Raw genomic sequence first — 12,399 nt, 5'->3', positions numbered from 1 at the left:
CACGTGCCGCTCCCTTTGTCCATGTTGAGGAGGAGCCGCAATGAACAAGTCAATCGTTGCGATCATGGCGCTGGCCCTGATGGGTAGCGCTGCATCGGCGGAAACTATGGAAAAAACCGGCAAGACGGCATCGGGCGAGACCTGCAAGGTCACGGTGGTGAAGCACGCAGACGGCAGCATCAGCGCGGCCGGCTCGTCGGGTTCGAGCACCACGGGATCAACGGCGTCGAGCAGCTCGCTGTCGAGCTCGAGCTCGGCCGGCGGATCGTCCGTGAATGTGCAGGCGGGCGGTGGCCATGTCTCGAGCTCCTCGTCGACGTCGGGCGGTCCTGGCACCACCAGCGCCAGCACCATCACCGTCAACGGCTGCACGATCTCGACCTCGTCACCTTGAGATTCATCGAAAGGATTGAAACATGAGGACTTTGCTTACGACCTCGGCGGTTGCACTGCTGCTCGCCGCCGCTTCACCGGCGCTCGCCCAGAAAAGCATCACCGGCGGAAGCGCCGGATCGGCCGCCGCGGGCGGCACCTCGGCCTCGACGGTCGGCACCGGTGGTACGTCCACCTCGGCAACGGGCAGCACCGGCTCGTCGATCGCGGCCGGTGGCAGCGCTGCGGCGGTGAACGGCAAGTCGCAGACCGGCGTCAGCATGAACAAGGGCAACGGCCCGGTGATGAATTCCAACGCCCGCGCGCAAGCCCATGAGGGCGGCACGTTCAGCCGCTCGCATACGCGGACCAAGGTCAAGGCCGGACAGGAGGTGGGCTCGACCACAAAGACCATGTCGCACGTGCCGGGCTCGAAGCCGACCATGTCGACGACGTCGACGACCTCGCGCTAAACCTCACCACCTGCCGCCCGAGCCTGCTCGGGCGGCTGTTTGCTGGATCCTGTTCAGTTGGCGCTCAGGCTGTGGCTGATCCGCGTGACGATGCGGTCCCATTGCCGCTTCTCGGCCGCGGGATAATTGATCAGCACGCAGTGCACGTAGCCGCGCGAGAAATTGCAGCGGTTGTACCAGATCTTGTCGCGCTTGATACTGGAGACCACGAAGAATCTCGGCGTGATCCGTTGATAGATGATGCCGGACGGCGGATCCTTGCTGGCCAGGAACTTTGTCGGCGAAAGGCCCTGCCGGTTGGAAACGGCCTGGATAGTGAGATCGGCTCTGCCGTCTGAGCTGCGAAATTGCTGGCCGTAACCATCGGGCTTGCCGGCCAATTCCGTGAAGACCGAGACGGGAACGTCGACCGAGGTCCCCGACTCGGCAATCCGGTAGCTTGTCCAGCTCTCTGCTTTCGCGCCGGAGAGCGTGACAGATAGCGCCATGGCGGCAGCAAGCATCGTCTTCATGTCGGCCTCATCATTTGCGCGGCGCCAGTTGCAGCTCCAGCAGAGCGATGCGCTGCAAATTCCCGACGTTGCGCTCGCCCGCCCCCGCCGTGCGCAGGATGGATTCCGCGAGCGCGTTGACGTGCGAGGCGTGCACGGGCTCCGGCAATGTGGCAACCGCGGCTTCCAGGGCGGCCGTCATCACCTCGATCATCTCCGGAGAAAATTCGGCGTTGGAAAAGTTCTTCATCGCGCATCGGCCCTTGGTGCGGGCCTCGGTCAACGCCGGGAAAAAACGGAAGTTCCTGAGATCTGCGCGCGCCCGAGAAGGCAGGTCCGGCCGGCGTGCCGCCGCCGCTACGTCGCGGGCTGGTAGCGCGTGAGGCGCTCGAATTCCACGTCTTCGCGCGCGACGTTCTGCATTCTCACATGGCTGCCGATGACGAGCCCGGCGAGCGAGAGCATGAGTCCGAGCGCGAGCGGCGCGAACAAGGCCTCTTCCTGGAACAATCCGTTGATCAGCACGACCATGACGCCGAAGCCGGCGAGACCCTGCGTCAGATAGCCCGACGAGGCGTAGAGCCGCCAGGCCTTGAGCGCCACCGCGACATAGAAGCCTAGCGGCACGAAGGCGGCGATACCCATCTGGTACAGCAGCACGCCGATCGCGCTTTCGACCGCGCCGTCGATCGTTCCGGCCGCCTGCGCGGCACTCCAGTCGATGGAGAAATAGCTGTCCGACAAATTGCCGCCGATGCCGAGACCGCGGCCGAAGGGTCTCTGCACGAATCCATCCAATCCACCCATCAGCCCGATGACGTGATAATCGCCGATCTGCAGGCCGACGCGGATCGCCAGAACCGCAAAGGCGATCAGGCCAAGGAAGCCGAGCAGCAACGTCACCACGGCGCCGAGCAGCCGGGTCGCGATCCACGCCGCGACCACGAAGATCACCACGATGAGCGCGCCCTTCACGCTGCAAAAGACCAGCAGCGGCAACGCCGCGAGCGCCAGCAATGGACGCCCGACCGAGAACAGGAACAGGGCGCAAAAGCCGACTCCATAGGCGAAGCTGATCGGGTGCATGTTCGGACCGTTGATGCGCAGCATCTTCGACAGGCCGAACCCTTCGAGCAGGGGCGTGTTCAGGAAGTCGAAACTGAAGCGATCCTGGAGAGTGACCGGCACGTTTCCGGTCTGGCGCATCTGGGCTTCCCAGACGCCCGAATGGGTCGCCTTGAGCTCGTCGAAACCCCAGAACGTGTAACCGTTGGTGATGGCCAGCCAGACATCGCGGAAGACGAGCTCGACATAGCCGCACAACATGAGGATGACCGCGAGCGTCACCAGGAACGGCGTGATGCGCACCTCATAGGTCGCCGCCGTCAGCAGCGACAGCTGGAACAGGAACAGCGGCAGCACGATGTTGCGCAGATAGACCGCCGCCGGCTGTCCGTCCTGGATGAAGCCGATCGCGAAATACAGTGACACCACGGCGAGGGTGACGACACCCCAGCGCATGATCCGGTTCACCTCGGCCGATTGATCCCTCTGGCCCAACACGTAGAGGCCGAACGTCGCCAGCCACATCACGGAGCAGATGAGGAAATTGTAGCCCTTGATGAAGTCGAGATCGGACGGTAGCGGCACCAGCGGCGACAGGATCGAGACGAACAGGTTCTGGAAGAACAGGACGAAGATCGCGATGGCCGGCGCATAGCTCGGGACCACCACGACGATGGCGATGCCGACGAGCACCTCGACGGCAATGGCGAGGATCGGATTGGCGAGGTGCAGGATCGGCGCGGAGCCGATCGTTGCCGCGGCCAGGCCGAAGATCAGGGCCAGCTCGCGCCAGGCCGGCGGCGATGGGCCGGCCTGCGCCGTCTCGACCTGCGGTGAATCCCCGGCGCTCATCGATCGTTCCTTGGCATCGCGCGGCCGGCACGATAGCGGGGCGATGTGTAAGGATGCGTTAACGATAGCGGAGCCGCGCCGTCAGCGGCGGCCGGCCCGGGTCGCGCCGAGCAAGGCCCGCATCACGTCGGGATCGGGCCTGCCGGTGTTGCGATCGACGAGGCCGAAGCCCTGCGCCAGCTCCCAATGCGCCCAGCCCCAGCAATGATCGCGGGCGTAGGCGGTGACCTCCGCCAGCCAGCGCAACCGGCTCTCTCTGGGCGCGCCGGCCTTCAGCACGCCGAATTCGTTGACGATGATCGGCCGTGCGAATTGCCGCTGCCATTGCAGCGCGGGCGCAAGCCAGCGATGGGCCGTCGGCTTGTCCCTGGCGGCGGCGATCGCGACGTCGAGCATGCCCAGCGCCTTGGTCGCGCCCCTCAGCTCAAGATCCTTGCGCAGGGCCTGAACCTTGGGATCGCCGGGATTGATCGGATAAGGCAGATCGATGATGTCGTGCAGCGGATCCTGTGCGTCCCAATGGGCCTGATGGGTGAACACCATCGGATCATAGAAGTGGATGGCATAGACGACATCAGGGTCGGGCAGCGGGCGGAATCGCGGCAGCGAGTCCGCGCGCTGCCAGTTGACCGGACCGACGACGAGGGTATTGGCTGGAAGCAATTTGCGCACGAAGGCGGCGAGCGCCTCGACCTCGGTCTGCCATCTGTCGGCGTCGATATCGGGCTCGTTGAGCAGCTCGGCGAAGACGCGATCGGCCGGATAGGATCGGATGACCCCGGCAAGGCCGCTCCAGGCTTGCTGCATTTGCTGCAACGCCGCGTCCGGATCTTCCTTGTGCAGGCGGTTGAAGCGCTCGCCGGGGTGAAGATCGACGGAGATGGCGTAGCCGAGCGCGGTGAGCTGCTTCAGCGCCTTGTCGAGCACGCGCAGCGTCGCCTCGCGCTCGTCCTTCGCGGCGAAACGAGGCATCACGCGCTCTGCCGGCACCGGCAGCCGGACATGGCTCATTCCCGCCCTGCGCAGCTGCTGCAGCAATTCAGCGCTCGGGGCTGCACCGTTGATCCAGCCGTCGGCATTGAAGCCGCGAGACAATGCGGCGAGCCTGCCAGGTGCGACTGTCTGCGGCACGGGCACGCAATCGCCGGCGAAGACCGGCGGGCCTGACGAGATCGACAGCAGCAGCAGCATCGCTCTGGCCAGCAGGCGACCACGCCAGCCTGCCATCGTCACACCGCAAGTCCCAATGCGCCGCCCTCGGGGTGCGGCGCCTGCGAGCCGGCAGGCGCATGATTGACGACGAGCCCCGTCGGCACGGCCTCGTACCGCGACAGCGCCGCGGTCACGCGGCGCATCGCCGCCGAACCGAGCTCGCCGGCGCGCGCCACCAGGATGATCAGGTCCGCATGCGCCGCCAGCGCGATGGCATCGGGCTGCAAGGCGAGATTGCCGGCATGGACGATGATCAGATCGAACTCCGAACGAATATCGTCCTCAGGCCGTGCATCGGCCTTGCGGCCGGCGCTCAGGAGTTCGTCGATCGACTGCAGTCCCGCCGTGGTCGACCCATCATTCCATTCCGTCACCGGAGGCTGGTGACCTGCGAATTCCCCCTGCAACCGGATCAGGACACTCATCATGCCGCGTGTCACGGCGGCGCGATTCAGCGAGCGCGCAACGGTGTTGCCGCCGGCGCTCTTGCCGACCGACAACACCAGGGCGACTTTGCAGCCGCGCACCGGCACGCGATCGATTCGCTCGAGCAGCGGCCGCAGATGGGCACCGAGATCGAGCTCGCCGGGGGAAGCAATCGGCTTTTGCCAGACGGTACTGGTCGCGGTCGTGGACGACAGATCGGGGATGCGGGCCCAGACGGGAAGCCGCGGCATCGCGTCCGGCCGGGCCGCAGCCGCAGGCTGGGCTTGCGGCTGGAGCTGCGGCTGAATCTGCCGCGCCTGCGTCTCCGCGACGGCCGCCTGCATGGGAGCCTCGGTCGGCGCAGACTGATCGGACATGCTCGTCGTCACCGCGACGGCAGCGGTCGACGTCAGCAGCGAGCCGATCGCCAGCGCCGCCAGCAGCAGCGCGAGCGGCGGGCGCGTCGAGCGCAGCGGCGGAATGGCCGCCGAGGCGATCTTGGTCTGCGAGGCCTGCAGCTGACGCTGCTCGTCGGTGGTCTTGAACCGCGACAGGAACTGCTCGTAGATGTTCCGGTTGGCATCGGCGTCGCGCTGCAGCTCCTGCAGCTTCACCAGCGCCTGCCCGTCGACCAGCATCTTGGTCTCGACCTCTTTCAGCTGTTTTTCCAGCGCCTTCTGCTGCTCCAGCTGCGCTTCATATTCGGACTTCGCCGTCTCGATGTTCTTCTTCCGCTCAACCTCGATCTGCCGGTTGATATCGGCGAGCTGGCTGTAGGAGATCGCGAGATCGGGATGGCGGTCGCCAAACACCGCCTTTTTCTGCGCGATCTGGTCATTCAGGGCCGAGCGCTGCGCCCGCAGCATGCTCAGCAGGTCCTGTTTCACCGGCCCTTCGACATTGGCCTTGAGATCGCGTTGCACCTGATCGTAGCGCGCCTTGGCTTCCTCGGTGCGCAGACGCGCGGCGGAGACCTGCTGATTGAGATCGGTCACCCGCAGTTGCTGCGTGGTGGAATCCTTGCCGGCATTGAGGATCTTGTGCTCGAGCCGGAAGGCGGCGACGGCGTCTTCCGACGCGCGCAGGCGCTCGTTCAGCGTCTTCAGCCGGTCCTTGAGCCAGTCGGCGGCCTCGTCCGTGGCCGCGGTGCGGACGCGGCCCTGGCCGGCGACGAACGCCTCGGCGATGGCGTTGGCGTAGGAGGCAGCGCGTTCCGGGCGGTTCGAGGTGAAGGAAATCGCAATGACGTAGGTGAGCCCGCGGCGCGTGATCTCGAGGCGGCTGCGGAATTTTTCGAGCAGGCGCGTCATGTCGGTATGGCCGCCCGCGATGTCATCGTCGTCGGCGATCTTGAGCTGCTCGATCAGGGGACGGAGAAAGCCGTCCGATTTGGCGATCTCGATCTGGCTCTGAAGCGCCGCGGCGTCCTGGCCGATGCCCGGCAGGACGTCCTGCTCCGTGGTGATGCGCAGCTCCCGGGGATCGAGCACGACCAGGGCCGTCGCGGCATAGCGGACCGGCAGGATCATGAGAACGATGACGCCGAGGGCGAACAGTGCCAACGCCAGCGTCAGAATGCGCCGGCCGTTCTCGCGCAGGAAAGAGAGTGCTCCGGAGACGGTCAGCGATCCCTTGATCAGCGCCGGCGCGGCGCCGTCAGTCCTCGTCCGCGCAGCCTGCGGCGCTTCCCACGAAGCCGCTGGCTCCGTCGGGGCGATGCTTCGCGGAGATGGGCGGCTACCGAACGCCATGGGGTTGGACTCGAAATCAACTGACTGTCATAGCTCAGAGGCTTGCGACACCGTAAATATCCATGGTTAACCGCCGGTTACGGCCGGCGGCGAGAAGCCGTCAGGAGGCGCGGCTCGGCCATGCCGGCGGCGACGGCGCCGGAACCCCCGGCGGTGCAGGTCCGATTTTGGCGCGCCCCGCGCCGAGGCGGCCCTGAAGAATCACCAACGATGGATCAAATCCAGCGCAGGCTACGGAGCAGCATGTAGACAGCGACTGCGAATATGAGCGCCGCAAATACGGTGTTCAACGCACCCTTGCGGCCAGCAAGGGAGGTTGCGGAGCGGGCGCCGAGAAGCCCTCCAACAACGCCGCCGACGATGAACAGCCCCGCGAGAGACCAATCCACAAGGCCGGACAGGGCGTAATTCGCCGCAGTTGTCAGCCCGAACGCGGTGACCGCCAGGAGCGAGGAGCCAACCGCGTACAAGATCGGCATGCCGGTGGCGGCGATCAGCGCGGGCACGATCAGGAAGCCACCGCCGATCCCGAAGAAGCCGGACAAGGCGCCTGTGGCGAGGCCCAGGCCCACGAGCTTCGGAAGATTTTCTCGATTGAGTCTCACCGACGGCTCCCCCTCGCCGGAACGGCCCCTCAACATCAGCGCGGCGACGATCATCATGACGATGGCGAACAAGGCGAGAAGATTCTGACCATCGATGATCTTGCCGAGAGTGGAGCCAAGAAAGGCACCGGCTATACCAGCGAGCGCGAACACCGAGGCGCAGCGCCACTTCACGTTGCCGGCGCGGACGTGGCTCGCCAGACTGGCGGCGGCGTTCGCCGCCACCGCGATGGCGCTGGTCCCGATCGCGACATGAGGATCCGCCACCCCGACCAGATAGATCAGGAGGGGGACGGCCAAAACCGAGCCGCCGCCTCCGACCAGCCCGAGCGAGAAGCCGACCAGCGAGCCGGAGGCGACGCCAAGCGCGCCTTGGGTCAGGGATAGCATCGTGCGTTCCTCAATTGCCATCAGGCAGCGATGGCACGTGGTAGTCCGGCAATGCCGGGGCGCTCACAGCAAGACGGCCATGCAGCGGGGAGGCGACCGCCGCGACGATCGGTCCGGCACCGGCCTGCATTTGGCGTTGAGCCCGCGGCTCAACGGCGCCCGCCTTCAACCGGGAGCCCCGCCTTGCGCCATGCGTCGAGCCCGCCTGCCACGATGAAAGCTTCGCAGCTTCGGTCCAGCTTCGACGCGAGCCGCGACGCGTTGATCTGTGTACGGGCGCCGCTCTTGCAGTGGAAAATGACCTGCTTGCCCTGATGCGCCGCAAGGTCGGCCTGATCGAGCTTCGACAGAGGCAAGTTTCGAGCGCCCACGATCCGTTCGCGGGCATGTTCATCGGCTTCACGGATGTCAATGAGGATCGCGCCTTTCTCGACGAGATTGCGCGCTTGTGCGGGATTGATCGAGGGTAGCGACATTCCTGGCTCCTTTTGTTGATTTATCGGCGTTTCGCTCTGACAGGCGCGCAAAACAGCCTGTAGAACGTGGCGAAGAGTTGCTCGATGCGCGGATCGGCAATGCGATACCAGAGCGTTTGGCTCTCCCTTCGGAACGCGACGAGCCCCTCCTCGCGCATTTTCGCAAGGTGCTGGGACAGGGCCGATTGCGACAGGCCGACGGCTTCAGCGAGGGAACTGACGTTGTCCTCGCCGAATTCAACCAGTCTGCACAGAATCATCAACCGGCGCTCATTGGCGAGCGCCCGCAAGATGCCGGCAACCTCGACGGCCTGTTTCTCGAAAGTTTCCGGATCAAACGTTGGGGACGCCATCGGACCTTCTCTCTTGCTTTAGATATTGCTTATTTAGGATCTGCTAATATATCCGTCAAGACCAACCGGCCGCCGACATCAGGAGGTTCCAGACATGCCACGACCCATCATCCAATCATTCTTCGACGAACCGACCAACACGGTGAGCTACCTGGTCGCCGATCCCGCAACAAAGAAGGCCGCCATCATCGACCCGGTGCTCGACTATGACCACAGTTCGGGCGAGGCGGATACGCGATCCGTCGAGGCGATGCTGAAGGCCGCCGAAAATGCCGGCAACACCATCGAATGGGTGCTGGAGACGCACGCGCACGCCGACCATCTCTCAGGCGCGCCGTTCATCAAGGCGAAGACCGGCGCGAAGATCGGCATCGGGGAGCACATCAAGGACGTCCAACGCATCTTCCGGCCGATCTTCAACGCCACCGACCTAAAGACCGACGGCAGCGACTTCGATCATCTGTTCCGCGACGGCGAGCGCTTCAGGATCGGCGAACTCGAGGTCGAGGTTCTCTATACGCCGGGGCACACCCCGGCGGACATCTCCTACAAGATCGAGGACGCCGTTTTCGTCGGCGACACTCTGTTCATGCCGGACTACGGCACCGCGCGCGCCGACTTCCCCGGCGGCGACGCTCACAAGCTTTACCGTTCGATCAAGCGGCTGCTGGCGCTGTCGCCGGAAACACGGCTGTTCATGTGTCACGATTACAAGGCCCCCGGCCGTGATGCGTTCGCGTGGGAGACCACGGTACGCGAGCAGCGCGAGAACAACGTCCACGTCAAAGACGGTGTATCCGAAGACGAATTCGTAGCGATGCGGCAGGCGCGCGACACCAAACTGTCGGCACCGAAGCTGCTGCTGCCTTCCATTCAGGTCAACATCCGCGCCGGCAAATTCCCGCCTGCCGAAGCCAATGGGGTGCGCTATCTCACGATCCCCGTGAAGCTGAAGGGCGGCGCGCAGACCTGCGTGTAGGTCCAACGCGATCGCACATGACGCCGCCTCTCGACAAGCGAGAGGCGAAGGCCGGACGCGCAACAATTCGGACGCCTACGTGAAAGCGTGCGTCCCCGCGGCCGCGCTCAGCTGATGTTCAGCAGGATTCGCCCCGACGTGCCGCTGCGCATCAGGTCCAGCGCGTCGTTGACGTCGTCGAGCGCGAACTGGTGGGTCACGATGCCGCGGTAGTTCACCTTGCCGGCGTCGCTGAGGCGGACGAGGCGCGGGATATCGCGCGCCGGCTGGCATTGCCCGCCTTCCGAGCCCTTCAGCACTTTCTCGAAGTGGAGCGGCAGCGTGTAGATCTCGGCCTTCTCGCGCGGCACGCCGACCAGGATGCAGCGGCCCTTCTTCGCGGTGATCTCGTAGGCGAGTTCGATCAGATTCTTGACGCCTGTGGTCTCGACCACCTTGTCGGGTCCCTCAGTGCCGGTGATCGACCGGATTTCGGCGGCGACATCCTTGACCGCCTCGGAGTTGATGGTGTGGGTGGCGCCGAACTGCTTCGCCATTTCGAGCTTGTTGTCGAGGCGGTCGATCGCGATGACGGGATAGGCGCCGACCATCGCGGCAAACTGCACGATGTTCAATCCGACCCCGCCGACGCCGAACACCACCACGGCTTCGCCGATGGCGATCTGCGCATCGTTGTTGACGACGCCGAGCGCGGTCGTCACGGCGCAGCCGAGCAGCGGCGCGCTGGTGCGGTCGATCGTATCAGGAACCGGCGTGACGCGATTCTCCGACACCACGGCATATTCGTTGAAGGTGGTGACCCAGCCGGCGTTGAGGCGCTTGCCGCGCCAGGAATAGACCGGCGTGTTGGACTGGACGCCCTTGCCCGGCCGCCAATGCATGACGACGGTGTCGCCCTGCTTGCAGGAAACCACGCCCGGTCCGGTCTCGACGATCGTCGCCAGCGCCTCGTGTCCCAACAAGTGCGGCAGGAACTTGTCGACGCCCTTGACCGCGTCGATCTCGTTGATCTGCGCGCCGCAGATGCTCGACGTATGCACGTGCGCGAGCACCTGGCCGTGTTCGAGCCTGTCCGGCAAGCTGAACTCGTCGACGATCAGCGGCTTGCCCGACTCGACGAGGATGGCCGCCTTGGCGGTCTTGATGTCCATGAGGAGCGCCCGATCACTCGAAATAGATGAATTCGTAGTCGCCGGTGTAACCGAGCTTGCCGTACAGCCAGATCCATTCCGAGGTGTGCAGAATGGACTCCGCCGTCAGCGCCCAGCATTCGAGGTTGTGCAGTTCGGCGACGGTCCGATAGCCCTCGACCATGACGTACTTGTTCTTGCCGACCCGCTCGATCTCCTTGAGCGCCGCCTCGAGCTCGTACAGCCGCAGATTGTGCAGGGTACCGAGCGAGATGACGAGGTCGAAACTGTCGTCGCCGTACGGATAGATGTCCTGGGCGCGATAGTTGAAAAGGTAGGGCTTCACCTGCTCATGCGCATTGGCAAGACCGTGCTTGGAGATATCGAAGCCGACGACCTTCAAGCCCGGCAGGATCTTCTGCATCTCGTAGAGCAGGAAGCCCTTGCCGCAGCCGACGTCGAGCACGCTGGATCCGTCCTTCAGACCATAGGTCTCGATCAGCGCCTTGGCGACCGGCGCCCAGCGCCCCTCGATGAAGCGGTATCCGCCGTAGCCGAAGCGGCGGTCGCCGTCCCAATAATCGGCCTCGTATTCCCGCGCCTTCAGCGAGCAGCCGATCTTGTCGTCGTTCATGCGGGCCATGTAGTCGCGCTTGGTCGCCGTATGCAGTGGCGTCACGATATTCAGGAGTCGTCCCATTGAGTCCTCTGATTCCAGGCGCGTTGCGATTGTCGCGATTGGCCGGAAAGGCTCGGATCGCAACTTGCGAATCGCTGTAGCATCTAGGGACGCGATCATCATTGCTTCAGATCAATGACGTGGACTCCGGCGCCCGCGGCGCCGGCAGCCGGCCGCGGTTTCTGCCGCTGCGGCGATACGAAGGCGGATGGAACAGAATGCGGGGCGCGGCGTTCGCCGCAAGGGAGCCTGTCATGCCGACCAAACCGACCATCGCCCGCATCTGGCGCGGCCGTACCCGCCGCGAGCTCGCCGACGCCTACCAGGCCTATCTTCAGGCCGAGGGCATTCCGCCGCTTCGCAAGACCGCGCTCGGCGTGCAGCAATTGCGCGAGGACCGCGACGAGGAGACGTGGTTCACGACCATTTCCTATTGGGCGGACATCGCAGCCATGACGGCTTTCACCAAGGGCGAGCCCACCAAGGTCCATCATCTCGCGCGCGATGCGGAGTTCCTGATCGAGCTGCCGCAGCGCATCGAGATCCACCGCATTCTGATCGACGAACAGGGCCTACGATAAGGACTGAGCCAGGGAAGCCGAAGCGCGCACCGCCGCCAAAATTGCAGCTGGTCGCAAAAAGCCAATCGCTCGCGGCTGTTTGTTGCAGGACAACAAGTTCCCTTTCAGGGCCGGCTAGCGTGTCCCGGCAGGGGAGCTCACAACGACAGCCTGGAGATCGGTGCCGTTACGGGAACGCCTCGTCGCCCGCCGCAATTGACCCTCGTCAGGCACGACAAGGAAACAGCCATGAAGAACATCAGTGCCGGTCAGATCGCCCTGCTGGTTGCCCTCGGAGCCATGTTGATCCTCACGGGCGTCTGGGGATTTTCGGTCTGGGAATCCAGCAGCGGCGTCGAGATGGGAAAGCACGGCTGGATCGCGCTTGGCCTCGGAGCCTTCTTCTCACTGCTGATCGGATGCGGGCTGATGGCGCTGATGTTCTTCAGCAGCCGCAGCGGTCACGATGATGTCGCCGATCCCTTCCGCCGGCGGAACGGCGAGGACAGCTAGCCGCATCGCATGCATTCTTACCAACAGTTCATTTTCCGCGACGCTCTGACGCTCGCCCGGCATGAGAGGAAC

The 12,399-nt window shown here is 64.6% G+C and carries 15 protein-coding genes; 5 read left to right on the top strand and 10 right to left on the bottom strand.

What is annotated here, in order from left to right; all coding sequences use genetic code 11:
- The first annotated feature begins 40 nt into the window (after positions 1 to 40).
- Together WI560_RS02685 and WI560_RS02680 are read left to right on the top strand one after the other, a co-directional pair.
- Entirely contained in the window at positions 41 to 394 is a 354-nt protein-coding gene (locus WI560_RS02685) for a hypothetical protein (protein WP_375306787.1), read from the top strand.
- Between the two features lie 22 nt (positions 395 to 416).
- Complete coding sequence (locus WI560_RS02680) at positions 417 to 845, top strand: hypothetical protein (protein WP_375306786.1); 429 nt, start codon at positions 417 to 419, stop codon at positions 843 to 845.
- Between the two features lie 53 nt (positions 846 to 898).
- On the opposite strand, the gene WI560_RS02675 is transcribed toward WI560_RS02680, so the two are convergent.
- The 8 genes from WI560_RS02675 to WI560_RS02640 all read right to left on the bottom strand — a co-directional run bounded on the left by WI560_RS02675 (position 899) and on the right by WI560_RS02640 (position 8,466).
- Positions 899 to 1,357, bottom strand: coding sequence for a hypothetical protein (locus WI560_RS02675; protein ID WP_375306785.1), 459 nt, complete (start codon positions 1,355 to 1,357; stop codon positions 899 to 901).
- A 10-nt stretch (positions 1,358 to 1,367) separates the two neighbouring features.
- The gene (locus tag WI560_RS02670) at positions 1,368 to 1,586 is read right to left on the bottom strand and encodes a hypothetical protein (protein ID WP_375308753.1); all 219 of its coding nucleotides are present in this window, start codon (positions 1,584 to 1,586) and stop codon (positions 1,368 to 1,370) included.
- Positions 1,587 to 1,693: 107 nt separating this feature from the next.
- Complete coding sequence (locus WI560_RS02665; RefSeq protein ID WP_375306784.1) at positions 1,694 to 3,253, bottom strand: hypothetical protein; 1,560 nt, start codon at positions 3,251 to 3,253, stop codon at positions 1,694 to 1,696.
- An 81-nt stretch (positions 3,254 to 3,334) separates the two neighbouring features.
- Positions 3,335 to 4,480: a glycoside hydrolase family 5 protein gene (locus tag WI560_RS02660; RefSeq protein WP_375306783.1), complete on the bottom strand. Its 1,146-nt coding sequence runs from the start codon at positions 4,478 to 4,480 to the stop codon at positions 3,335 to 3,337.
- Positions 4,481 to 4,482: 2 nt separating this feature from the next.
- A complete protein-coding gene (locus WI560_RS02655) occupies positions 4,483 to 6,642 on the bottom strand; it encodes a GumC family protein (protein ID WP_375306782.1) in 2,160 nt (719 codons plus the stop codon).
- Positions 6,643 to 6,857: 215 nt separating this feature from the next.
- Positions 6,858 to 7,637, bottom strand: a complete 780-nt coding sequence (locus WI560_RS02650; protein ID WP_375306781.1) for a sulfite exporter TauE/SafE family protein — start codon at positions 7,635 to 7,637, stop codon at positions 6,858 to 6,860.
- A 149-nt stretch (positions 7,638 to 7,786) separates the two neighbouring features.
- Positions 7,787 to 8,113, bottom strand: a complete 327-nt coding sequence (locus tag WI560_RS02645) for a rhodanese-like domain-containing protein (protein ID WP_257196740.1) — start codon at positions 8,111 to 8,113, stop codon at positions 7,787 to 7,789.
- Positions 8,114 to 8,133: 20 nt separating this feature from the next.
- Complete coding sequence (locus WI560_RS02640) at positions 8,134 to 8,466, bottom strand: ArsR/SmtB family transcription factor (RefSeq protein ID WP_375306780.1); 333 nt, start codon at positions 8,464 to 8,466, stop codon at positions 8,134 to 8,136.
- Positions 8,467 to 8,560: 94 nt separating this feature from the next.
- Here WI560_RS02640 and WI560_RS02635 point away from each other — a divergent pair, with 94 nt between their 5' ends.
- Positions 8,561 to 9,445 (top strand): MBL fold metallo-hydrolase, encoded by an 885-nt coding sequence (locus WI560_RS02635; RefSeq protein WP_375306779.1) that lies wholly within the window; start codon positions 8,561 to 8,563, stop codon positions 9,443 to 9,445.
- A 107-nt stretch (positions 9,446 to 9,552) separates the two neighbouring features.
- Here WI560_RS02635 and WI560_RS02630 read toward each other — a convergent pair whose 3' ends face one another.
- A complete protein-coding gene (locus tag WI560_RS02630; RefSeq protein WP_028138821.1) occupies positions 9,553 to 10,596 on the bottom strand; it encodes a zinc-binding dehydrogenase in 1,044 nt (347 codons plus the stop codon).
- 13 nt (positions 10,597 to 10,609) lie between these two features.
- Entirely contained in the window at positions 10,610 to 11,275 is a 666-nt protein-coding gene (locus WI560_RS02625) for a class I SAM-dependent methyltransferase (protein ID WP_028138822.1), read from the bottom strand.
- Between the two features lie 233 nt (positions 11,276 to 11,508).
- Here WI560_RS02625 and WI560_RS02620 point away from each other — a divergent pair, with 233 nt between their 5' ends.
- Positions 11,509 to 11,835 carry a hypothetical protein gene (locus tag WI560_RS02620; RefSeq protein ID WP_257178487.1) on the top strand — a complete coding sequence of 109 codons (327 nt, stop codon included), beginning with the start codon at positions 11,509 to 11,511 and terminating at the stop codon, positions 11,833 to 11,835.
- A 228-nt stretch (positions 11,836 to 12,063) separates the two neighbouring features.
- On the top strand, positions 12,064 to 12,327 hold the full coding sequence (locus WI560_RS02615; RefSeq protein WP_375306778.1) for a hypothetical protein: 264 nt from the start codon (positions 12,064 to 12,066) through the stop codon (positions 12,325 to 12,327).
- Positions 12,328 to 12,399: the final 72 nt, after the last annotated feature.

This window comes from Bradyrhizobium sp. A11, assembly GCF_042077125.1.
In the GTDB taxonomy this organism is placed as follows: domain Bacteria; phylum Pseudomonadota; class Alphaproteobacteria; order Rhizobiales; family Xanthobacteraceae; genus Bradyrhizobium; species Bradyrhizobium japonicum_B.
The sequence above is the reverse complement of the archived record's forward strand: the minus strand, read 5'-3'. Positions and strand labels throughout refer to the sequence as shown.